Raw genomic sequence first — 20,400 nt, forward strand, 5'->3', positions numbered from 1 at the left:
TCAGGCTTTGCGGGCCGCGGACCTCCGGGTCCCGGCCCGCTTCGCTTTTCCGAAGTGCGGGGTCGACCTCGCTGGAAGGATTGACGCCGTGGCGACGTTCGTTGACCGGGTCGTTCTGCATCTGCAGGCCGGTGACGGGGGGCACGGTTGTGTCTCGATCCACCGTGAGAAGTTCAAGCCGTTCGGAGGCCCGGACGGCGGCAACGGTGGGCACGGCGGCAGCGTGTCGCTGGTGGTCGACCCGCAGGTGACAACGCTTCTCGACTTCCACTTCCACCCGCACGTCAAGGCCGACAACGGCAAGGGCGGCGCGGGGTCGAACCGGGACGGGGCCAACGGCCGCAACCTGGTGCTCAAGGTGCCAAACGGCACTGTGGTGCAGACCACCGACGGCACCGTGCTTGCCGACATGGTCGGTGCGGGCACGACCTTCGAGGTGGCCCGCGGCGGGCGTGGCGGGCGAGGCAACGCCTCGCTGGCCAACGCCAAGCGCAAGGCGCCGGGCTTCGCCGAGCTGGGTGAGCCCGGTGACCAGCTGGACATCGTGCTGGAGCTCAAGAGCGTCGCCGACGTGGGCCTCGTGGGCTTCCCGTCGGCCGGTAAGTCGTCGCTGATCTCGGTGATCTCCGCCGCGAAGCCGAAGATCGCCGACTACCCGTTCACCACGCTGGTGCCGAACCTCGGCGTGGTCCGGGTGGACAACCACACCTTCACCGTCGCCGACGTGCCGGGTCTGATCCCGGGCGCGGCCACCGGCAAGGGGCTGGGCCTGGAGTTCCTCCGGCACATCGAGCGTTGCGCGGTGCTTGTGCACGTCATCGACTCGGCGACCCTGGAGCCGGGCCGTGACCCGGTCGCCGACATCGACGCCATCGAGGCCGAGCTGAGCCAGTACGGCGGCCTGGCCGACCGGCCGAGGCTGGTGGCCGTCAACAAGGTCGACGTGCCCGACGGCCGGGACCTCGCCGAGATCGTGCGCCCCGATCTGGAGGAGCGCGGCTACCGGGTGTTCGAGGTCTCCGCGGCCACCCGTGAGGGGCTCAAGGAGCTGACGTACGCGATGGCCGACCTGGTCGACGCGGAGCGTAAGGCCGCTCCGCCGGCCGAGCCGACGCGGATCGTGATCCGGCCGATGGCCGTTGACGACGACGGCTTCACCATCACGGCCGAAACCGACGGTTCGTTCACCGTCCGTGGCGTCCGGCCGGAGCGGTGGGTCAAGCAGACGAACTTCGACAACGACGAGGCCGTCGGATACCTGGCGGACCGGCTGGCCCGGCTCGGCGTGGAGGACAAGCTGGCCAAGGCCGGCGCCCAGCCCGGTGACCTGGTGCGGATCGGCGAGCGCGAGTTCGACTGGCAGCCGACGCTCTACGCCGGCGTGGACTTCGTGCCCGGCAACCGGGGCACCGACGTCCGGCTTGAGGAGAAGTCGAACCGGGCCTCGGCGGCGGAGCGGCTCGCCGCGCGCAAGGCCCGCCGGGTGCGTTCGGCCGACGAGGTGGGCGCGGACGCGTCCGACGACGAGGACTTCGAGGACGACGCCGAGTAGTCCGTGGCCCTCCGTGACGGGGTTGACTTCCGGAAACCTCCGCGAAATCCGCCCCGCCTAACGTTGGGTGATGCTGATCGAGTCCCGGCCCTGCACCGATCCCGAGATCGCCACCCTGGTCCTCGCCCAGCAGCGTGAGCTGCGGGCGGCCGACGGCGGGCTGGACGGGCAGGTCACCGTCACCCACGACGACATCCGTTACCTTGCGGTGGTGGCGAACGGCCGGGCCGTCGCCTGCGGCGGCCTCCAGTCGCTCGACGCCACCACGGGTGAGATCAAGAGGATGTACGTCCGGCCGGCGCACCGGGGGCGGGGGATCGCCCGCCAGTTGCTCGCCGCGCTGGAGGAGTTGGCGTTCCGGCAGGGGCACTCGGTGATCTGCCTGGAGACCGGCACCTACCTGCCTGCGGCGCTCGGGTTGTACGCCTCGTGCGGATACGACCGCATCCCTGTGTACGGGGAGTACGTGGGTAACCCGTACAGCGTCTGCTTCTCCAAGCGGTTGCCGGTCGCGGCCTGACGAGGGACGGGGTTCACGCCCCGGTCTCGGCGTGCGCCACTGTGACCGGCTTCGACTCGGGCGAGGCGTGCTGGCGCAGGACGATGCTCAGCAGGATGAGGGCGCCGACCGCCAGGAACTCGCTCTGCCAGTTCTGCATCGACTGGAACCAGAAGTCGCTGGTGCCGAGGAAGTCCCACACCCCGATGGGTGGCGCCCCGCTCTGCAACGCCTGCTCCTTGTTGTAGGCGGCGGTGCCGCCGAGGAGGTGGCCGACGAACGAACCGGCGAAGATCAGCAGCAGGGCGATGGAGAGGCTGTTGCGGTAGACCACCAGCGGAAGGCCGCCGGTGCGCGCCGGCCAGGGCGACTGCGGGGTGGCCCGGCGCTCGTCGTCCTCGGGCCGGTCGGTCTGGTCCACAGGCTTCGACTCGGCCGAGCCGCGCTGCACGAGGTACGCGGTGAGCAGCACGTACCCGCCCATCTGGAGGAACTCCGACTCCCAGTTCTCGAAGACCGCCTCGACGAAGTGCCCGGTGGTCAGGTATGCCGGCCAGCTCAGCGGCGCGGCGCCGAACTCGGTCAACTCCTCGTTGTGCGTCTGCCACCCGAAGATGCTCTGCAACAGCAGGAAGACCAGGAACGCCCCCAGCATGGCGACGGCCAGCGCGTTGTCACGTATCCAGCGAGGCACCATCGACCTCCTTCACGGATCATCACCGCGCTGGTACCCGCGACGGTATGCCCGCGAAACCCCGAATGGGCAGGTCAGGGTCGATCGAAGGGGGTGTCCAGCCGCCCGCCCGTGCCGACCTGGTTGGACAGCAGCAGCCCGAGCGCGATCATGCCGAAGCCGAGCGCGAGGTGCAGCCAGTTGTCGGCGTTGTTGACAGGCAGGAAGTTCGCGCCGCCGGCCTCGTCGAGCCCTTCGACCACCAGCCCGTACAGCCAGAGGGCGAGGTAGATGGCGCCGCCGCCGGCCAGGAAGAGCCGGGCGCCGGCGATGCTGCGGGCCAGCACGAGGCCGACCAGCCCGAACAGCAGGTGCACTGCGTTGTGCAGGATCGACACCTGGAACAGCCCGAGCAGCTTGGCCCCCGAGTGGTGGCCGGCGAACCGCAACTGGCCGTAGTCGGTGGTGATGCCGGGGATGAAGCCGAGGACGCCGATCAGCAGGAAGAGCGCGGCCGCGACAAGCGCAGCCTGCTGTACCCGGGGCCGTGGCGCGGCAGGTCGACCACCTCGCGCGTCTCGTGCCATCCCTGCCCCCTCCGTGGATCCGCCGGCCCCGCGAATGTCGCTGTCCGTGTCGGCGACGTTACGCAGCCCGACGATCCTCCATTTTGAAGTCGACAGGGGCCTCTCCGCAGAGAAATGCGCGAAGAGGTATGGAAGCGGAATCGCAGGGTAGGTCAATTGTCGGCGGCCACGGCGAGACTGCCGCATCCCCCAGCACACCGCGACGACTTTCCGAGCGGAAGGGAAATCATGACTTACGATCTTTCACCTACCACTTCTTCGACGTACCCGCAGGAGTCCACCAACGGCGGAGGCGTTCGCGAGCAGGCCCGCCAGGTCGGGTCCGAGGCGGCGCACGCCGGTGGCGCGGTCGCCCAGACCGCCAAGGAGCAGGGCACCGAGGTCGGCCGCGAGGCGGCCCGGCAGGCCCGCAACCTGTACGGCGAGGCGCGTACCCAGCTCGCCGGCCAGACCGCCGAGCAGCAGCGGCGCGCCGCCGGTGGGCTGCGCTCGATCGCCGACGAGATGCGGTCGATGGCCGAGCAGGGTGGCCAGGCCGGCCCGGTCAGCGAGCTGACCCGCCAGGCCGCCGACCGGGTGCACGGCGTGGCCGGGTGGCTCGAGGAGCGCGAGCCCGGCGACCTGATCAACGAGGTACGCGACTACGCGCGGCGCAACCCGGGCACCTTCCTGGTCGGCGCGGCCGTCCTCGGTGTGCTGGCCGGCCGTCTGACCCGTGGCATCTCGGCGGGTAATGACGACACCGGCAACGGCTCCGCCTCCTACCGGGGCGCCGGGGCGTACGACCCGGAGCAGACCGCTGTGATCCCGACGCCGCCGCCGGCACCTCGCCCCGCCCCGAACGCCGCCCCGGCGGGTGGCTACCTCGACCCGACCCCGGGCACGTACAGCGAGCCGACCTCCGGTGGCTACACCGACCCCACGCCGGGTGGCTACACCGACCCGACGCCGGGTGGCTACACCGACCCCACGCCGGGTGGCTACAGCGACCCGACGCCGGGCGGCTACACCGACCCCGCCCCGGGCCGGGCCGGCAGCTACTCGGAGCCGACCAGCACCGGGCAGCCGCTGCCGCCGGTGACCGAGACCGACCCGCTGCCGGGCGTGCCGTCGAGCGGCAGCCCTCGCCCGTGACCCACCGAGATCTCCGAAGGGAGGCGACGGCATGACCATGCCGACGCAGGGGTCCGGACTGGACTCCGGTTACCGCCCCGACGCGGGTGCCCCGCACACAGCGGCGGAGGTGAAGGGCAGCTCGCTCGGTGACCTGATGCGTCAGGTCACCACCGACCTGTCGACCCTCATGCGCCAGGAGGTCGAGCTGGCCAAGGCCGAGATCCGCCAGGAGGGCAAGAAGGCAGGCAAGGCCGCCGGGCTCTTCGGTGGCGCGGGCTTCGGCGGCTACATGGTGGCGCTCTTCGTGTCCATCGCCGTGTGGCAGTTCCTGGACAACGTCATGGACTCCGGACTGGCCGCGCTGATCGTGGCCGTGATCTGGGCCGTTGTCGCCGCCGTCCTGTACTCCAAGGCCAAGCAGAACGCCCAGCACGTACGCGGGCTCAAGCAGACAAACGACAGCGTGCAGCGGATTCCCGACGCGCTCAAGCCCCACCCGGAGGGAGTCACCCGATGAGCACCGACCCCGACCAGATCCGCCGGGAGATCGAAGCCACCCGCAACAGCCTCAGCTCCGATGTGGACGCGCTCGCGTACAAGGTCAGCCCCAGCCGCATCGTCGACGACCGCAAGCAGCGGGCCCGCTCCGCTCTGCAGAATGTGAGGGACAAGGTCATGGGAACCGCTTCCGACCTCGGCCACGGCACCGGCCACGCCGCCCACTCGGTGGGCGACCGCGCCTCGTCGGCGGCCTCCAGCGTCAGCGACGCCGCGCACTCGGCGGCCTCCTCGGTCAGCGACGCCGCGCACAGCGCGCCCCGGGTGATCCGGCAGAAGTCCCAGGGCAACCCGCTGGCCGCCGGCCTCATCGCGTTCGGCGTCGGCTGGCTGGCCTCCTCGCTGATCCCGGCCTCCCGTCGCGAGCAGCAGGCCGCGACGCAGGTCAAGGAGAAGGTCAGCGAGCACAGCGGAGCGGTGAAGGAGAAGCTGGGCGAGGTGGCCAGCGACCTCAAGAACGAGCTGCGCGAGCCCGCCCAGCACGCCGCGGACTCGGTGCGGTCCACCGCACAGGACGCCGTGCACACGGTCAAGGACGACGGCAGGTCCGCCGCGCACGACGTCAAGGACCACGCCCAGCAGGCCGCCAGCAGGTAAGCCCTTGACCTCACCCGCACCATCGCAACCCCCGAAAAGCTCGCGGCACCTCGGTGACCGCGAGCTTTTCGCGCGCACCGCGCCGCGTACCCCCGCGATCTTGCAGTTTCGGTCTAGCTTTTGCGCGCTTGAGGCAGATTTGTTCGGGCAGGAACTGCAAGATCGCGGGGGAGGGGGAGCGCGCGCGAGGGCCGGTGGGGAGCGGGTTAGCGGAGGTGTTTTTGTAGGGCTCGGACGGTGTGGGCGGCGTGCCGGATGCGGGTGCCGGCGTAGGGGACGCCCCCGAACAGGAGTCGCTGGCCTACCGCCAGCCAGCCGCACACCCCGCGCTCCAGCAGCCAGATCGGCGCCGCCAACGCGGTGGCCGCCGGGAAGACCGCACCGCCGCCGGCACGCCGACGACCCACCTCGGCCAGGGCGACGACGCCGGCCGCCGCGCCGAGCAGCGGCCCCGGCCTGCGAGCCGCGACAGCCGCGGCCAGCGCCGGCAGGACCGCGAGCGCGGTCAGCAGGCGGGCCGGCTGGGCCAGGTCGTCGTACGCCTGGCGGACCCGCTGGCCGCGGAAATGCGCGGCGTCCGGCGGCAGCCGGCGTACGTACAGCCAGGCTGGTGCGGCCTCCGTTCCGCCGTACGCGCGCACGGTGCGGATCAGCTCTAGGTTCTCGAAGAGCACGTCGGGGTCGTACCCGCCCATGCCGAGGAAGGTGCTGCGGCGCACCGCCAGGGTGCCCGGGTAGTCCGTGCCGAGTGCCCGGTTGAGCAGCGTCCGGCCGGTGTCCCACCAGGCGTGCCAGGGCAGCGGGGCGAAGTAGTTCTGCGGGCGTACCAGGTCGACCCGGGCGAGCCGCGGCGACGCCGGTGAGGACCCCGAGCACCTTGCCGTTCGCCCCGCGCAGGGCGGGATCGGGCGGGAGGTGCCGGACCAGTCCCCGCCACGCCTCGGCGTGGCGGGCGAAGAGGGCCGGTGCGGAGCCGTCGACCACGAGCACCTCGACCCGCGCGGCCAGCCAGCGCAGGTAGCCCGTCAGCTCGGTCAGGCCGATGTCGGAATGCCAGCGCAGCGGCAGGACGTACGCCATCGGTAGTCGGACCGGCGACGTGCCGGCGCCCTGGCGTCGGAGGTCGGGCCGGCGGTGCTCGCTGGCGTCGACGGACAACGGTGTCTCCTGGTCGAGGTAGTGGTTGACGGCCGCCCGCAGCATCTGCCCGCTCAACGGGCGATCAAACCGGCGTGTCGTTTCGACGGGTCGGCTCGGGGTAGCGCTGCCCGGGAAGGGCTGTCCATTCCCCGGACGTCCGGGTGGAGGAGACGACATGACCAACAACGGAACGAGGTGGACGCTGCTCGGTGTCACCGCGGTGACCGCCGTCGGTGTCGGTCGGGCGGTCGCCCGCCGTCGGCGTCGGCACCAGCCCGACCGGCAGAACGGCTGGTACGTCGTGCGCCGCGCGGTGACAGTGGACCGGCCCCGGGACGCGGTGATCGGGTTCTGGACCGACAGGGAACGGCTGGACCACGCGCTGGCCGAGTGGGCCACCTTGGAACAGCTCGACGAGCGGCGCTGGCGGTGCGTGGCCCGCGACAGGAACGGCGGCGACGCCGAGTGGCGGGCGGAGATCACCGTCGACGGGCCGGGCGCGCTGCGCTGGCAGGTCGAGGACGGGCCGGTGCCGCAGCACGGGCGGGTCGAGCTGACCGAGGCCCCGCAGGGCCGGGGCACGGAGATCCGGGCCGAGCTGCGCTACCGCTCCGGGCCGCTGCGGCGGATGTTCGGCCTGGCCAGCGGCCACGAACCGGACCTGGCGCTGCGCGACACCCTGCGCCGGGTGAAGGCGCTCGTCGAGTGCGGCCAGGTGATCGACACCCGACGCGACCCGTCCGGTCGGAGTGCTGCCCAGGAAAGGGCGACCGACCGGATGCGGGAGAAGCTGATGACGGGAGGACGGGCGTGAGGGCGCTCTGCTGGGAAGGTGTCGGCAAGCTTGCCGTCCGGGACGTACCGGAGCCGAAGATCCGCGCCGAGGGGGACATCATCGTCCGGGTCCGGGCCAGCAGCGTCTGCGGCTCCGACCTGCACCTGATCAACGGGTACCTGCCGGCGATGCGGGAGGGCGACATCCTCGGCCACGAGTTCATGGGCGAGGTGGTGGAGGTCGGGCCGGGCGTACGGCAGCACAAGGTCGGCGACCGGGTGGTGGTCGGGTCGGTGGTGGCCTGCGGTGGCTGCTGGTACTGCCGGACCGAGCAGTACTCGCTGTGCGACAACTCCAATCCGCAGCCGGTGTTCACGGAGAAGCTGTGGGGGCACTCGCCGGCAGGAATTCTGGGCTACTCGCACGCGGCGGGTGGTTACGCCGGCTCGCACGCCGAGTACATCCGGGTGCCGTTCGGCGACGTCGGCGCGTTCGCGGTGCCCGACGGGCTGCCGGACGACTCGGTGGTGTTCGCCTCCGACGCGATGCCCACCGGGTGGATGGCTGCGGACTTCTGCGGGCTCACCGGCGGTGAGGTGGTCGCCGTCTGGGGTGCCGGTGGCGTCGGTCAGATGGCGGCCCGGTCGGCGCAACTCCTCGGCGCCGAGCGGGTCATCATGATCGACCGCTTTCCGGATCGGCTGGCCACGGCCGCCGACCGGGTCGGTGTGGAGACCATCAACTACGCCGAGACCGACGTACTGGAGGCGCTGCGCGAGCTGACAGGTGGACGTGGGCCGGACGCCTGCATCGAGGCCGTCGGCATGGAGTCGCACGACGTCGGACCGGCCTACACGTACGACCGGGTGAAGCAGTCGGCCCGGTTGCAGACCGACCGGCCGACCTCCGTACGCCAGGCGATCATGGCCTGCCGTAAGGGCGGCACGGTGAGCATCGTCGGCGTCTACGCCGGTCTGATCGACAAGTTCCCGCTTGGCGCGGCCATGAACAAGGCGCTGGTGTTGCGGATGGGGCAGATGCACGCGCAGCGCTACATCCCCATGCTGCTCGACCGGCTGGCCGCCGGCGAGATCGACCCCGGCTACCTCGCCACCCACCCGATCCCCTTGGAGCAGGGTGCCCGGGGCTACGAGATGTTCGAGAAGAAAGAGGACGGCTGCCTCCGGAGCGTCCTGCACCCCTGACCTTTGCCCGTACCCTCGCCCCGTCGGTCTGGTTCCTGACCGGCGGGGCGAGGGTACGGGCAAAGGTCAGATGGTCCGACGGACGGCTGTGAGGGTCATGCCGCTCGGTGGCAGGCAGGGCATCTGCCGCAGGTCCAGGGTCAGGTCCTGCGGCGGCACGTCGTAGGCCATGGCGCTCGTCAGGTTGGTGACCGCCCGCTTCATCAGGTCGATGGTGATCCACTCGCCGGCGCAGCGGTGCCCGGTGAAGAACTCCCCGCCGCCCTGTGGGATCAGCTCGAACGGGTCCACCCGACGGCCGGCGAACCGCTCCGGGCGGAACAGCTCCGGCTCGGGCCAGAGTGTCGGGTGGTGGTTGGTGCCGTAGAGGTCGAGGAGCACCCGCCGCCCCCGGGGGAAGTGGTGACCCTCCCAGTCGAAGGAGCGCCGGACCCGCGCGGCAGCCGAGGGGAAGAACGGGTAGTAGCGGCGTACCTCCTGGACGAACTGCCCGGTGGCCTCGTCGCTGTCGCGGACCCGCTGCCGCCAGGCGGGATGGTCGTGCAGGGCGAGTGCCGCGAAGGTGACGTACCGGTCCACGGCGACCACTGGTCGCAGCACGTTGAGCAGCTCGACAGCGGCGATCCGGCGGGGGAGCAGCGAGCCCTGGGCGTCGCGGTGCTCGGCGATCACCTGTAGCGCGCTGCCGGGCGGCGCCTGATGGGTGCCCACCCGTGCCCGCTCGATGAGGTCGCCGATCCAGCGTTCGGCCCGGCGGCGGGCGAGCAGCCCTCGCCAGTGCCGGGGGCCGGCTACCGCCGGCCCTTCGATCATGGCGTGCAGCTCGACGGTCCGGCTGTCGACCTGCGAAGTGGACAGCGGCACCCCGGCCCAGGCGCAGACCACCCGGGTCAGCAGTCGACCCATCTCGTCGTAGAGCCGCACCGGCCCGGCGGCCTCCCAGGCGGCGATCCGGGTCCGCCACTCGTCGTCGAAGAGCTGCCCGAGGCGCCGGATGTTGTCCGGCGTCATGATCGACATGAACATCGCCTTGCGGTCGGCGTGCGCCGGGCCGTCCAGCCCTTGCACCCCGCCCCGGCCGGTGAGCGTGCGCTGCACCCGCAGGGGCATCGCGTTGCGCCGCTGGAAGCGCTCGGGGTCGTAGAACAGCGCCGCCGCCGACCTGCCGCGCAGGCAGATTGTCGGTGTCAGCAGGATCCGGGTCTGGAAGGCGTCGCTGCCGTACCTGTCGCAGCGCTCACCGATGAACCGGTACCCGGAGCGCAGGAGCGCGAGGGTGCTGTCCGGGCTGCGGTCGACCGGCAGGGCCGCCATCGGTGTCTCCTCACGCGCTGGTGACGGCCGTCGACCACCGGCCGCCTTCGCGTCGTGACTACCCCGGTCACCGCCGCTGAATCACGCCGACCGGTGTGCCCGCTGGCCCCTCCCAGGAACGGCGGAACCTGGTTGGCTTGCTGGTGAGGCCGCCGCCTGCCGGCGGGCCTCAAAGGCCACGGCCACGGGGAGGGCGCGATGCGGGAGAACAGATCGCCACACTGGCGGCAGCGACGGGCGGCCGGAACACCGGGCGGGGGCCGCGACGACCGGCCGCTGATCGGGCCGCCCAGGCGGCCCACCCGACCGCACCGGTTCTTCACCGTGCACCTGGGCTTCACCGCGCCGGGCACGACCGACGCCCGCGAGCTTGCCGTGGCGTACGCCGAGGCGCTGGGCCTGCTCCGCCCGGAGTTGGCACTCGGCGCGGCGGCCCTGTCGCCGGCCGACGCCTGGCACCGGGCCGAACGACTGTTCTGCGGGGCGGTCGGCCCGGACGGGGAGCGCTGCGTCGACGTCGCCGACCATCCCGGTTTCCACCACGCTCCGGGTCCCGGTGGCCTCGGCTGGGGCGACGGCGACGGCGCTGGAGACCACGATGGCTGACGACGGGCGGCGGCACCGCCCTTCGGCACCCGGTCGTAGTCAGTCCAGGTCGAACTCGCCGTCCTGCGCGCCGGCCACGAACGCGTCCCACTCGGCCTGTGTGAAGACGAGCACCGGCCCTTCCGGTTCGGCGGAGTTGCGCATCCCGATCAGGTCGTCGACGAAGGCCACCTCGACGGCGCTGTCGGAGGTGTCCCCCTCGGCCCGCTGCCAGACCGCCCGGGAGAGGTCGAAATCGCCCTTGGGGTGCTCCGCCATGGTTCTTTCCTCCAGTGCCGAGGGCCGTGTGGTGACCGATTGCCGATCCCCATCGGGCAGGATAAGCGGATGCCGAGCCTGACCCGTGTAGAGGCGACCGCGCGTGGCGCGACGATTACCGTCGAGTCCTACCAGGTGGACCTCGACCTGACCGGCGGCGGTGATCTGTTCCGCTCCCGCGTCGAGATCCGGTTCCGGGCGACCCCCGGCGCCGCGACCTTCGCCGAGATCAAACCCCACACCCTGCTGGGTGTACGCCTCAACGACCGCGACCTGGACCCGGGCGTGCTGGCCGACAACCGGCTGCCGCTCAGCGACCTGGAGGCGGACAACACGCTCGTCGTCGAGGCGGAGATGGCCTACTCCAACACCGGGGAGGGGATGCACCGCTTCGTCGACCCGGCCGACGGCGAGACCTATCTCTACGCCGTGACGTTCCTCGACAACGTGCAACGCATCTTCGCCGCGTTCGACCAGCCCGATCTGAAGGCGTCGTTCGTGCTCACGGTGACCGCCCCGCCGGAATGGACTGTCGTCGGCAACGCCGAGCTGGCCGCCAACCCCGCTCCGGGGCGCTGGGAGTTCGCCCCGACGGCGCCGCTGGCCACGTACTTCTTCTCGCTTATCGCCGGGCCGTACCACGTGCGGCGGGCCGAGCACGACGGTGTGCCGCTGGGCATCTACTGTCGCCGGTCGCTGGCCGAGCACCTGGACGCCGACGCCGAGGAGATCTTCACAGTCACCCGGCAGTGCCTGGACCGGTTCCACGAGCTGTTCACCGAGCGCTACCCGTTCGGCAAGTACGACCAGGCGTTCGTGCCCGAGTTCAACGCCGGCGCGATGGAGAACCCGGGCATCGTGACCTTCCGCGACGACTACGTGTTCCGCTCGGCGGTCACCGACACGCAGCGCGAGCTGCGGGCCACCACCATCGCCCACGAGATGGCGCACATGTGGTTCGGTGACCTGGTCACCATGCGCTGGTGGGACGACCTGTGGCTCAACGAGTCCTTCGCGGAATACCTGGGCACCCGGGTCACCGCCGAGGCGACGCGCTTCGACCAGGCGTGGACGACGTTCGCCATGCGCCGCAAGGCCTGGGGGTACGCCGCCGACCAGCGCCCCTCCACCCACCCGGTCGCCCCGCAGGAGGTGGCCGACGCCGAGGAAGGGCTGCTCAACTTCGACGGCATCTCGTACGCCAAGGGCGCCAGCGTGCTGCGGCAGTTGGTCGCGTGGCTCGGTGACGAGGCGTTCCTCTCCGGCCTGAACGCGCACTTCGCCGCACATCGCTTCGGCAACGCCACCCTCGCCGACCTGCTGGCCAGCCTCTCCACCGCGAGCGCGAGGAGTGAGCTTGCGAGCCCCGCAGTCGCGAGCAACGACGGCACCGCCGCCAGCGGCCGGGACCTGGCCGACTGGGCGCAGCGGTGGCTGCGCAGTCCGCAGGTCAACACGCTGCGCGCCGAGGTCGCCGTCGACGCCGACGGCCGCTACAGCGAGGTGGCCGTCGTGCAGACCGCGCCCGAGTCGGCAGCGGTGCTGCGCCCGCACCGCATCGGGGTGGGCCGCTACTCGATGGACGGCACTGTGGAGCGTGACGAGGTCGATCTCGACCCCGCCGCCGACGGTGGCCGTACCGTGCTCGGCGCGCTGACCGGAGCGCCAGCGGCCCGGCTGCTGCTGCTCAACGACGGCGACCTCACCTTCGCCAAGGTGCGCCTCGACCCGGCTTCGGCCGACGCCGTGCGGCTGGTGCTGCCCGGTCTCGCCGACCCTCTCACCCGGGCGGTGCTCTGGGGCGAGGCGTTGGACGCGGCGACCGACGGGGAACGGCCGGTCACCGGCCTGGTCGACCTGATGGTCGCCGCGCTGCCCGCCGAGACCGAGGTGATCATCGCGGAGGACGTGCTGACGCTCAGCCGGTCGCTTGTCGACCGCTACCTCGACCCGCTGGCCCGGTCGGCGGCGCTGGCCCGGATCGCCGGGGCGTGCAGGCAACTGCTCGACGGCGCACCGGCGGGGGAGTCCCTCCAACTCGCCGCCGCGCGAGCATGGGTCGCCGCCACCACCGACGCCGATCTGCTCACCGGCTGGCTGGCCGGCCGCGAGGTGCCGGCCGGGCTGAAGGTCGACGCCGAGCTGCGCTGGTCGGTGCTGTGCCGGCTCGTCGTGCTGGGCGCTGCCGGTGCAGCGGAGATCGCCGCCGAGGTGGCCGCCGATCCCAGCTCCGCGGGTGCCGAGCGGGCCGCCCTCTGCCGGGCCGCCCTGCCGGACGCGGCCGCCAAGCAGGCGGCCTGGGAGATCATCGTGCGGGGCACCGAGCTGTCCAACCGGCTACTGGAGGCGACCGCCGAGGGGTTCTGGCAGCCCGAGCAGGCCGAGCTGACCGCGGCGTACGTCGAGCGGTACTTCGCCGAGATGCCGGACGCCGCCCGTGGACGTACCCCGTGGACGGCCGACCGGGTGGCGAAGCTGGCGTTCCCGCGCTACGCCGTGGCGCAGCCGACCCGGGAGGCCGCTGCGGCGCTGCTGGCCCGCGACGACCTGACCCCGGGTCTGCGTCGGGTGATCACCGACGCCGACGACGACCTGCGTCGCGCGCTTGTCGCCCGCACGGCGGTGGCCGCAGCGGCGGCCTGAGCCGAGTCGGCGCAGGCAGCGAGCCCGCGCGGGGTGGCCGGTGGGCCACCCCCGCGCAGCGGGACGTCAGCGCAGCGCCGGGTCCGCAGTGACCGGGGCGTCCCAGTCGATGACGTAGCGCTGCTCGTGGGCGACTGTCTTCTCCGGGTCCATTGCGGTGCGAACGAGCAGCGGCATCAGCAGCGGCATGACCGTGCGGGCTACCGGCCCTGGCGCTTTGGCGTGGTTGATGCGGGCCGCGCGGGCGGCGACCTTCTCGACCCGGGCGCGGCGCAGCCGCACGAACGCGGCAAGGGCCGACTCCACGTCCGGTAGGTCGCGCAGGCAGCGGGCGAGTTGCACACCGCTCTCGATGGCCAGCGACGCTCCCTGCCCGGAGCTGTTCGACGGCGCGTGCGCCGCGTCGCCGACAAGCACCATTCGCCCTCGATACCAGTGCGGCACGGGCGGCATGATCTGCAACGCCCCGACCACCTGGAGTTCGTCGGCGTCGCTGGTCGCCGTCAGCTGCCGGCCTGGGTCGTCGTCGCCGTAGCTGGCGCGCAGTGTGTCCAGCCACTGCGCGGCCGGCAGGGCGCGGGCCTCGACAAGGCTCAGTGCCCGCTGGTACGGCAGGTTGGCCCCCCACCGGGTGCCGCCGCCGGGCTCCGGCCAGTACAGGTAGTAGCCGCGCCTGCCGAACGCGAACGTCATGGTGCCGGGCTCGACGTCCACCTCGTGCCGCGCGACGGCCTCGAAGCCGAGCAAGCCGGTGAAGCGGGGGCCGGGAGCGGCCGGGTCGATGAGGCTCCGGACCGTGGACCGGATGCCGTCGGCGCCGACGAGGATGTCGGCGGTGGCGGTGCTGCCGTCCTCGAAGCGGGCTGTCACACAGCTGTCGGTTTGGTCGGCGTGGACCAGCCGCCTGCCGTACGCGAACGGGACGCCTTCGGTGACCGCCCGGTCGTGCAGGACGCGGTACAGCGCTGCCCGGTGCACCACGCGCAGCGGCGGCGCCCCGGCCAGTGTGGGCAGGTCGACGCGTCGACGGCCGATGGCCATCGCGGTGCGCTCGATCGGGGTGGCGATCGCCGTCACCGCCTCGTCCGCGCCGACCGCGCGCAGCGCCGCCACGCCGTTGGGCGCGAGCGCGATGGTGCCGCCGATGCCGCCGGCCTCGCTGGCGGTCTCCGGGTACGCCTCGTAGACGGTTGCGGTGATGCCGGCGCGGCGTAGCGCGAGTGCCGTCACCGGTCCGGCGATGCCGCCGCCGATGACGATCGCGGTTCGTACCGTGGTCATGTTCTCTCCCTGGGGTTCGTCGGTGCGTGCGCGTGCGAACCGACCTGGGGAGGAACCCGGTTATCCTCGTGGTTGCCGCATTCGGGCCGGGTGTCCTGCACAGGGTGTCGGTTCGAGGTAGGGCTCCGGCGGGGTGTTGGCGCACCTCGCCGGAGCCGTTTTTCAGTCGGTGGTGTCGGGGTCGTAGCTGGTCCTCTCCGCCAGCTGGGTCAGCTCGGCCGGCATCTCGCCGGTCTCGTGGAAGGTCCGCCAGACGTCCAGGCCCGGGTAGGTGCCCGAGGTCAGCTCGTCCAGCAGCCCGCGCAGCCAGGCCGCCTCCGCGGCGCGCATGGCGAGGTCGTATTCCGACTCGATCAGGAACAGTCGCGGGATCTCCCGCAGGTGGGTGTCGAGCGCGTCGCGGTCCCGATGGATCGCGCCTTCCAGCAGGTCGAGTCGCCGGCGCAGCAGGTCCGTGGCCTCGTCGGGGTGCAGGGCGGCGAGCACGGAGAGGCCGGCGCGGAACCGGGGGTGCTCCGGCTCCGGGGTGGAGACCAGTTCGCGGGCCCAGTCGACAAGTTCCGCGCGCCCCGCCTCGGTGATGCGGTAGACGGTGCGTTCCGGACGCCGGCTGTCGCGGACGCTCTCCACGGCCGCGATCAGCTGATGTTTGTCCAGGTTGCGAACCACTGTGTAGAACGATCCCCACTTGAACTCCATGTCCTGGTCCTTGCCCCAGGCACGCAGAGTGGTGGCGATCTCGTACGGGTGCATGGGCCGCTGGGCCAGCGCGGACAGCACGGCCAGTGCGAGCAGGTTGCCGACCTTGCGCCGCTTCGGCATGACAGGCCTCCCGCCCTCGCCCTCGATTACTTGCTTACGAGTATATGCACGCGAGTACCAGTGTCGAGGCCCGTCGCAGCCGAGCACACCTCCGGGCCAGGGTGGCCAGCCATCGGACTCCGCCTACGATCATCGGGTGGAGGAAGACATCCGGCGGATCGGGATCATGGGTGGCACCTTCGACCCGATCCACCACGGGCACCTCGTGGCGGCCAGCGAGGTGGCGGACCGGTTCGGCCTGGACGAGGTGGTATTCGTCCCCACCGGGCAGCCGTGGCAGAAGGCCGACGAGATGGTCAGCCCGGCCGAGGACCGCTACCTCATGACCGTCATCGCCACCGCCTCGAACCCGCGCTTCCAGGTCAGTCGGGTCGACATCGACCGCAACGGGCCGACCTACACGGTCGACACCCTGCGCGACCTTCAGGCCGAGTACGGCCCCAAGGTGCAGTTGTTCTTCATCACCGGCGCGGACGCCCTGCAACGCATCCTGTCCTGGAAGGACCTGGACGAGATATTCGAGCTGGCCCACTTCGTGGGGGTGACCCGGCCCGGCTTCCCGCTGACCGACAAGCACCTGCCGGCGGACACGGTCAGCCTGATCCAGGTGCCCGCTATGTCCATCTCGTCGACCGACTGTCGCGCCCGGGTCGCCCGGGGTGAGCCGGTCTGGTACCTCGTACCCGACGGTGTGGTGCAGTACATCGCCAAGCGCCGCCTCTACCAGCGCTGATTCTGTCCGATATGGGTGCTTTCATGCCCTTAACCGACCAGAACTGACGGCTCGGGGTGTCCCCGGGTGTGAGACGCTTGGAGGATCGCACGGTTGATCGAAGGAGAACGGTGACAGTTTCCGAACGCGCTCACGAGCTGGCTATCGCTGCCGCCCAGGCCGCCGCCGACAAGAAGGCGCAGGACATCGCGATCATCGACGTCGGCGACCAGCTCGCCATCACCGACGCGTTCCTGCTCGCCGCCGCCCCCAACGAGCGTCAGGTGCTTGCCATCGTCGACGCCATCGAGGAGCGCCTGCTGGAGCTGCCGGAGAAGGCCAAGCCGGTGCGGCGCGAGGGTGAGCGTGGCGGCCGGTGGGTGCTGCTCGACTACGTCGACATCGTGGTGCACGTCCAGCACACCGAGGAGCGCGAGTTCTACGGGCTCGACCGCCTCTGGAAGGACTGCCCCACCATCCCGTTCGTCGACCGCGATCTGGTCGAGGCCGACGCCAGCGGGTCCGCCGCAGCCGAATGACCCGACTGATCGTCTGGCGGCACGGCAACACCGACTGGAACGCCGCCAACCGCGTCCAGGGGCAGACCGACGTACCCCTCAATGATCTGGGCCGCGACCAGGCCCGCACCGCCGCGCCGCTGCTCGCGGCGCTGCGGCCCGACGCCATCGTGTCCAGCGACCTGAGCCGCGCCGCGGACACCGCCGCGGCGCTGGCCGCGCTGACGGGGCTGCCGGTCCGCACCGACGCCCGGCTGCGCGAGCGCTACTTCGGCAAGTGGCAGGGCCTGCACCTCACCGAGGTCGCCGAGCAGTTCCCCGAGGAGTACGCCCGCTGGCGGGCCGGTGACCCCGCCCCGGGCGCGGATCTGGAGCCCCTTCACGACCTCGGCGAGCGGGTCAGCGCCGCGCTGCGGGAGGCGGCCGACGCCGCGACCGGCGGCACCGTGGTGGTCGCCACCCATGGTGGCGCCTCCCGGCAGGGCATCGGTCACCTGCTCGGTTGGGACAGGGTCGTGCTGCGCACGATCGGCTCCCTGGCCAACTGCCACTGGAGCGAGCTGCGGCACGACGACCGCGCGCCGGCTGTCGGGCGCGCCCATGACGTCAGTGGCTGGCAGTTGCGGGCGCACAACGTCGGCCTGGTCACCGCCCCGGTGGTCGTCGACGCGATCTAGGCGCTTCCGCCTCGTCGTTCGCCGTCCCGATCGGCTACGGTGCCGGGCATGCCCGTCGCGGTCGTCACCGACTCCACCGCCTACCTCTCGCCCGAGCTGGTGCAGCGCCACCACCTGACCGTCGTCCCGTTGACCGTCGTGCTCAACGGCGCGGAAGGGCTGGAGGGGGTGGACACCCAGCCGGCCGATGCCACGCGGGCGCTCAGCGGCCGGCGGGTCTCGGCGACCACCTCCCGACCGGCGCCCGAGCAGTTCGCCCGGACGTACCGCCAACTGCTCGACGCCGGGGCCGACGGGGTCGTCTCCGTGCACATCTCCGCCGGCCTGTCCGGCACCGTCGAGGCCGCCCAACTGGCCGCCGCCGACTTCGACGGCCGGGTCGAGGTCGTCGACAGTCGCTCCACCGGCATGGGTCTCGGCTTCCCGGCCATCGCGGCAGCCACCGCCGCCGAGGCCGGAGCCGACCTCAATGGTGTACGCGACGCCGCGCTCGCCGCCGTCGCCCACACCACCGTCTGGTTCTACGTCGACACGCTGGAGTTCCTCCGCCGGGGCGGCCGGATCAACGCGGCCGAAGCGCTGTTCGGCACCGCACTGTCGGTCAAGCCGATCATGCACATGCCGGACGGGGCGATAGTGCTGCGCGAGAAGGTCCGCACCGCCAGTCGGGGAGTGGCCCGGCTCGTGGACCTGGCCGTCGAGGCGGCCGGTGACGACGACGTGGACCTCGGTGTGCACCACCTGGCCGCGCCACAGCGAGCCGAGGCGTTGCTCGCCGCGCTCACCGAGCGGTTCGGCGACCGGCTGCACGACACGTACGTCTCCGAGGCGGGCGCCGTCGTCGCCGCGCACGCCGGCCCGGGCCTGGCCTGCGTCGTCGTGCATCGCCGCAGCTGAGGCGCTCACTTCGCGGTTTCGCCTCTCCTTGTGCGACGGCCCGTCCATAGCAGATCGAGGCATGATCAGGGCGTTGTCCACAGTGGCGTTCGTTGTCCACAGGGCCGGTGCGGACGCGACCTGTCGCACCGTCCGCCGCCCTAGCGTCACCTCGTGTCGCACGACGAGGAGACAGAGGTACGCCAGCGTCTGCGCCGGCTGACCGACCCGCCACCGAGCGCGCTGCCGCTGACGGGCGGACTGCCGGCGGGCGCTCTCCCGCTGGCTGGTGCGCAGCCTTTGGCAGGCGGGCTGCCTCCGGCGGGCGCGTTGCCGTCGGTCGGTGCGCCGCCGCCGTGGGGCGAGGTGCCGCTCGCTGGTTCCCCGCCTGGTGCGCCGTTGGCGCGCGGCGAGTCGCCCCTGGCGGGCGTACCCCCGATTGGGATGTCGTGGGGCGACCCACCGGTTGGTGTGGTGCCGCCTCGGGCCGGGGTGCCGCTCGTGGAGCCGGCTGCGGACGGCCCTGCGGCCCAGCCCGCGTCGTTGCTGCCCGGTCCGGGAGCGTTCGATCCGGGGCGGCGTGGTGTGCGGGCGCTGGCGGTCGTCGCCGCGCTCGTGGTGCTTGCCGCCGCCGGCTGGGCCTGGCGTTCCCGGCCGCACGCGGAGGCGGTCACCCCGCCGAGCGGCGACGTCGCGTCGGTCAGCCCGGCGGGCGACGCGAGCGCGTCCAGCGCCGGCGAGCTGGTGGTGGCGGTCGCGGGCAAGGTCCGTAAGCCCGGCCTGGTGCGGCTGCCGGCCGGTTCGCGGGTGGCCGACGCGGTGCAGGCGGCCGGTGGCCCGCTGCCCGGTGTCGACGTGGCGCTGCTCAACCCCGCCCGCAAGGTCACCGACGGCGAGCTGATAGTGGTCGGGGTGACGCCACCGCCGGTACCGGCCGGCGCGGTCGGCCCGGAAGCCGGTGGCGCGCCGCCCGCCGGCGGTCCACTGAACCTCAACACCGCCACGCTGACCCAGCTCGACGCGCTGCCCGGTGTGGGGCCGGTGCTCGCCCAGCGGATCCTCGCCTACCGGGATCAGCATGGCGGCTTCAAGGGCGTTGGTGATCTGCGTCAGGTCGACGGGATCGGCGACGCGCGATACGAGCAGCTCAAAGACCTGGTGACGGTGTGAGTGGCCAGCCGGTCCTCGGCGACCCGACCCCGCCGGACCTCCGGTTGGCCGGCCTGGCCGTCGCCGCCTGGCTCACCGCGCTCGCCGGCCTGCACGTCGGTGCCCGCCCGCTGCTGCTGATGGCCGGCGTGGTGGCGGTGCTGACGGCGTTGAGCACAGTGCACCTGCTCGGCCGCCTCGGGCAGCCTCGGGCAGTGACCCGCCGGTACGGATGGATCGCCGTCGCGGTCGGCCTCGGCGTGGTCTGCGGTGCGGCGGCGACCAGCGCCCAACTGGCAGTCCGGGACTCGCCGCCGATCCGAGCCCTGTCCGAGGCGCGTGTGCCGGTCACCGCCGACCTCGTCGTGCGGGACGACCCGCGTTCGATCAGGTCCGCCGGGCGTCCCGGCATGCTGCTGGTGCCGGCCCGGCTGGTCCGGCTCACCGGCCCGGACGGCGAACGGATCCACGCATCGGTGCGCCTGCTGGTTCTGGCCACCGATCCGGCGTGGCGAGGGCTGCTGCCCGGCCAGCGTGTGGCAGCCGAAGGGCGGCTCGGCGTACCGCGCGGAGGCGACCTCACCGCGGCGGTGCTGAGCACCACCGGGCCGCCCGAGCGGCAGGGCGCGCCATCCTGGGCGCAACGCGTCGCCGGTACACTGCGGGCCGGCCTGCAACGCGCCTGCGCACCCCTGCCCGACGACCCCGGCGGACTGCTGCCGGGCCTCGTGGTGGGCGACACCAGCCGCCTGCCGCCCGCTGTCGAGGAGGACTTCCAGGCCACCGGCATGACGCATCTCAATGCCGTCTCCGGGGCGAACGTTCGTTGGGGGTAGTGGTAG

Annotated in this window: 21 protein-coding genes and 1 pseudogene; 15 read left to right on the forward strand and 7 right to left on the reverse strand. The window is 72.1% G+C overall.

Annotated elements, in window-relative coordinates; all coding sequences use genetic code 11:
- Nucleotides 1-88 precede the first annotated feature (88 nt).
- Nucleotides 89-1,552: a GTPase ObgE gene (obgE, locus tag F4558_RS02070; protein ID WP_053656033.1), complete on the forward strand. Its 1,464-nt coding sequence runs from the start codon at nucleotides 89-91 to the stop codon at nucleotides 1,550-1,552.
- Between the two features lie 70 nt (nucleotides 1,553-1,622).
- Nucleotides 1,623-2,072: a GNAT family N-acetyltransferase gene (locus tag F4558_RS02075; RefSeq protein ID WP_053656034.1), complete on the forward strand. Its 450-nt coding sequence runs from the start codon at nucleotides 1,623-1,625 to the stop codon at nucleotides 2,070-2,072.
- Between the two features lie 13 nt (nucleotides 2,073-2,085).
- Here the strand turns inward: F4558_RS02075 and F4558_RS02080 are convergent, their stop codons facing one another.
- Nucleotides 2,086-2,748, reverse strand: a complete 663-nt coding sequence (locus F4558_RS02080; RefSeq protein ID WP_209273155.1) for a DUF6766 family protein — start codon at nucleotides 2,746-2,748, stop codon at nucleotides 2,086-2,088.
- Between the two features lie 71 nt (nucleotides 2,749-2,819).
- Nucleotides 2,820-3,311 carry a DUF4383 domain-containing protein gene (locus F4558_RS02085; RefSeq protein WP_167943023.1) on the reverse strand — a complete coding sequence of 164 codons (492 nt, stop codon included), beginning with the start codon at nucleotides 3,309-3,311 and terminating at the stop codon, nucleotides 2,820-2,822.
- A 228-nt stretch (nucleotides 3,312-3,539) separates the two neighbouring features.
- On the opposite strand from F4558_RS02085, the gene F4558_RS02090 reads away from it, so the two are divergent.
- The 3 genes from F4558_RS02090 to F4558_RS02100 are packed head-to-tail and all read left to right on the forward strand — an operon-like array spanning nucleotide 3,540 to nucleotide 5,582.
- Nucleotides 3,540-4,445: a hypothetical protein gene (locus tag F4558_RS02090; protein WP_167943024.1), complete on the forward strand. Its 906-nt coding sequence runs from the start codon at nucleotides 3,540-3,542 to the stop codon at nucleotides 4,443-4,445.
- Nucleotides 4,446-4,476: 31 nt separating this feature from the next.
- A complete protein-coding gene (locus F4558_RS02095; RefSeq protein ID WP_053656040.1) occupies nucleotides 4,477-4,944 on the forward strand; it encodes a phage holin family protein in 468 nt (155 codons plus the stop codon).
- A complete protein-coding gene (locus tag F4558_RS02100; RefSeq protein ID WP_167943025.1) occupies nucleotides 4,941-5,582 on the forward strand; it encodes a DUF3618 domain-containing protein in 642 nt (213 codons plus the stop codon). Before F4558_RS02095 ends, F4558_RS02100 begins: the two co-directional genes overlap by 4 nt.
- A 206-nt stretch (nucleotides 5,583-5,788) precedes the next feature.
- Here F4558_RS02100 and F4558_RS31355 read toward each other — a convergent pair whose 3' ends face one another.
- On the reverse strand, nucleotides 5,789-6,301 hold the full coding sequence (locus tag F4558_RS31355; RefSeq protein ID WP_245241254.1) for a glycosyltransferase family 2 protein: 513 nt from the start codon (nucleotides 6,299-6,301) through the stop codon (nucleotides 5,789-5,791).
- 596 nt (nucleotides 6,302-6,897) lie between these two features.
- Between F4558_RS31355 and F4558_RS02110 the strand changes: the two genes are divergently transcribed.
- Nucleotides 6,898-7,536, forward strand: a complete 639-nt coding sequence (locus F4558_RS02110) for an SRPBCC family protein (protein WP_167943026.1) — start codon at nucleotides 6,898-6,900, stop codon at nucleotides 7,534-7,536.
- The gene (locus F4558_RS02115; protein ID WP_053656046.1) at nucleotides 7,533-8,702 is read left to right on the forward strand and encodes a zinc-dependent alcohol dehydrogenase; all 1,170 of its coding nucleotides are present in this window, start codon (nucleotides 7,533-7,535) and stop codon (nucleotides 8,700-8,702) included. The genes F4558_RS02110 and F4558_RS02115 overlap by 4 nt, the downstream gene beginning before the upstream one ends.
- Before the next feature lie 66 nt (nucleotides 8,703-8,768).
- On the opposite strand, the gene F4558_RS02120 is transcribed toward F4558_RS02115, so the two are convergent.
- Nucleotides 8,769-10,016: a cytochrome P450 gene (locus tag F4558_RS02120; RefSeq protein WP_167943027.1), complete on the reverse strand. Its 1,248-nt coding sequence runs from the start codon at nucleotides 10,014-10,016 to the stop codon at nucleotides 8,769-8,771.
- Nucleotides 10,017-10,214: 198 nt separating this feature from the next.
- Here F4558_RS02120 and F4558_RS02125 point away from each other — a divergent pair, with 198 nt between their 5' ends.
- Nucleotides 10,215-10,622, forward strand: coding sequence for a hypothetical protein (locus F4558_RS02125; RefSeq protein WP_167943028.1), 408 nt, complete (start codon nucleotides 10,215-10,217; stop codon nucleotides 10,620-10,622).
- A 39-nt stretch (nucleotides 10,623-10,661) separates the two neighbouring features.
- On the opposite strand, the gene F4558_RS02130 is transcribed toward F4558_RS02125, so the two are convergent.
- On the reverse strand, nucleotides 10,662-10,880 hold the full coding sequence (locus tag F4558_RS02130; RefSeq protein ID WP_053656052.1) for a DUF397 domain-containing protein: 219 nt from the start codon (nucleotides 10,878-10,880) through the stop codon (nucleotides 10,662-10,664).
- Nucleotides 10,881-10,949: 69 nt separating this feature from the next.
- On the opposite strand from F4558_RS02130, the gene pepN reads away from it, so the two are divergent.
- The gene (pepN, locus tag F4558_RS02135; protein ID WP_167943029.1) at nucleotides 10,950-13,523 is read left to right on the forward strand and encodes an aminopeptidase N; all 2,574 of its coding nucleotides are present in this window, start codon (nucleotides 10,950-10,952) and stop codon (nucleotides 13,521-13,523) included.
- 66 nt (nucleotides 13,524-13,589) lie between these two features.
- Here pepN and F4558_RS02140 read toward each other — a convergent pair whose 3' ends face one another.
- On the reverse strand, nucleotides 13,590-14,804 hold the full coding sequence (locus F4558_RS02140) for an FAD-dependent monooxygenase (RefSeq protein ID WP_167943030.1): 1,215 nt from the start codon (nucleotides 14,802-14,804) through the stop codon (nucleotides 13,590-13,592).
- A 162-nt stretch (nucleotides 14,805-14,966) separates the two neighbouring features.
- Nucleotides 14,967-15,626: a PadR family transcriptional regulator gene (locus F4558_RS02145; RefSeq protein WP_167943031.1), complete on the reverse strand. Its 660-nt coding sequence runs from the start codon at nucleotides 15,624-15,626 to the stop codon at nucleotides 14,967-14,969.
- 136 nt (nucleotides 15,627-15,762) lie between these two features.
- Between F4558_RS02145 and nadD the strand changes: the two genes are divergently transcribed.
- The 6 genes and pseudogenes from nadD to F4558_RS02175 all read left to right on the forward strand — a co-directional run.
- Nucleotides 15,763-16,359 (forward strand): nicotinate-nucleotide adenylyltransferase, encoded by a 597-nt coding sequence (nadD, locus tag F4558_RS02150; protein ID WP_053656060.1) that lies wholly within the window; start codon nucleotides 15,763-15,765, stop codon nucleotides 16,357-16,359.
- A 110-nt stretch (nucleotides 16,360-16,469) separates the two neighbouring features.
- Nucleotides 16,470-16,877: a ribosome silencing factor gene (gene rsfS, locus F4558_RS02155; RefSeq protein ID WP_053656062.1), complete on the forward strand. Its 408-nt coding sequence runs from the start codon at nucleotides 16,470-16,472 to the stop codon at nucleotides 16,875-16,877.
- Complete coding sequence (locus tag F4558_RS02160; RefSeq protein ID WP_053656064.1) at nucleotides 16,874-17,533, forward strand: histidine phosphatase family protein; 660 nt, start codon at nucleotides 16,874-16,876, stop codon at nucleotides 17,531-17,533. The genes rsfS and F4558_RS02160 overlap by 4 nt, the downstream gene beginning before the upstream one ends.
- Before the next feature lie 48 nt (nucleotides 17,534-17,581).
- Nucleotides 17,582-18,430, forward strand: a complete 849-nt coding sequence (locus F4558_RS02165; RefSeq protein WP_053656066.1) for a DegV family protein — start codon at nucleotides 17,582-17,584, stop codon at nucleotides 18,428-18,430.
- Nucleotides 18,431-18,583: 153 nt separating this feature from the next.
- Nucleotides 18,584-19,579, forward strand: a complete 996-nt coding sequence (locus F4558_RS02170) for a ComEA family DNA-binding protein (protein ID WP_376767485.1) — start codon at nucleotides 18,584-18,586, stop codon at nucleotides 19,577-19,579.
- A pseudogene (locus F4558_RS02175) lies at nucleotides 19,576-20,382 on the forward strand (ComEC/Rec2 family competence protein); the annotation flags it as partial. The gene F4558_RS02170 and the pseudogene F4558_RS02175, both read left to right, overlap by 4 nt.
- Between the last annotated feature and the right edge of the window lie 18 nt (nucleotides 20,383-20,400).

The organism is Micromonospora profundi (assembly GCF_011927785.1).
GTDB lineage: Bacteria > Actinomycetota > Actinomycetes > Mycobacteriales > Micromonosporaceae > Micromonospora > Micromonospora profundi.

What these genes read in the sequence shown, in the direction of transcription:
- F4558_RS02075 (WP_053656034.1), top strand. Translation starts at nt 1,623, where the DNA reads ATGCTGATCGAGTCCCGGCCCTGCACCGATCCCGAGATCGCCACCCTG.
- F4558_RS02080 (WP_209273155.1), bottom strand. Translation starts at nt 2,748, where the DNA reads ATGGTGCCTCGCTGGATACGTGACAACGCGCTGGCCGTCGCCATGCTG.
- F4558_RS02085 (WP_167943023.1), bottom strand. Translation starts at nt 3,311, where the DNA reads ATGGCACGAGACGCGCGAGGTGGTCGACCTGCCGCGCCACGGCCCCGG.
- F4558_RS02090 (WP_167943024.1), top strand. Translation starts at nt 3,540, where the DNA reads ATGACTTACGATCTTTCACCTACCACTTCTTCGACGTACCCGCAGGAG.
- F4558_RS02095 (WP_053656040.1), top strand. Translation starts at nt 4,477, where the DNA reads ATGACCATGCCGACGCAGGGGTCCGGACTGGACTCCGGTTACCGCCCC.
- F4558_RS02100 (WP_167943025.1), top strand. Translation starts at nt 4,941, where the DNA reads ATGAGCACCGACCCCGACCAGATCCGCCGGGAGATCGAAGCCACCCGC.
- F4558_RS02110 (WP_167943026.1), top strand. Translation starts at nt 6,898, where the DNA reads ATGACCAACAACGGAACGAGGTGGACGCTGCTCGGTGTCACCGCGGTG.
- F4558_RS02120 (WP_167943027.1), bottom strand. Translation starts at nt 10,016, where the DNA reads ATGGCGGCCCTGCCGGTCGACCGCAGCCCGGACAGCACCCTCGCGCTC.
- F4558_RS02125 (WP_167943028.1), top strand. Translation starts at nt 10,215, where the DNA reads ATGCGGGAGAACAGATCGCCACACTGGCGGCAGCGACGGGCGGCCGGA.
- F4558_RS02130 (WP_053656052.1), bottom strand. Translation starts at nt 10,880, where the DNA reads ATGGCGGAGCACCCCAAGGGCGATTTCGACCTCTCCCGGGCGGTCTGG.
- pepN (WP_167943029.1), top strand. Translation starts at nt 10,950, where the DNA reads ATGCCGAGCCTGACCCGTGTAGAGGCGACCGCGCGTGGCGCGACGATT.
- F4558_RS02140 (WP_167943030.1), bottom strand. Translation starts at nt 14,804, where the DNA reads ATGACCACGGTACGAACCGCGATCGTCATCGGCGGCGGCATCGCCGGA.
- F4558_RS02145 (WP_167943031.1), bottom strand. Translation starts at nt 15,626, where the DNA reads ATGCCGAAGCGGCGCAAGGTCGGCAACCTGCTCGCACTGGCCGTGCTG.
- F4558_RS02160 (WP_053656064.1), top strand. Translation starts at nt 16,874, where the DNA reads ATGACCCGACTGATCGTCTGGCGGCACGGCAACACCGACTGGAACGCC.
- F4558_RS02165 (WP_053656066.1), top strand. Translation starts at nt 17,582, where the DNA reads ATGCCCGTCGCGGTCGTCACCGACTCCACCGCCTACCTCTCGCCCGAG.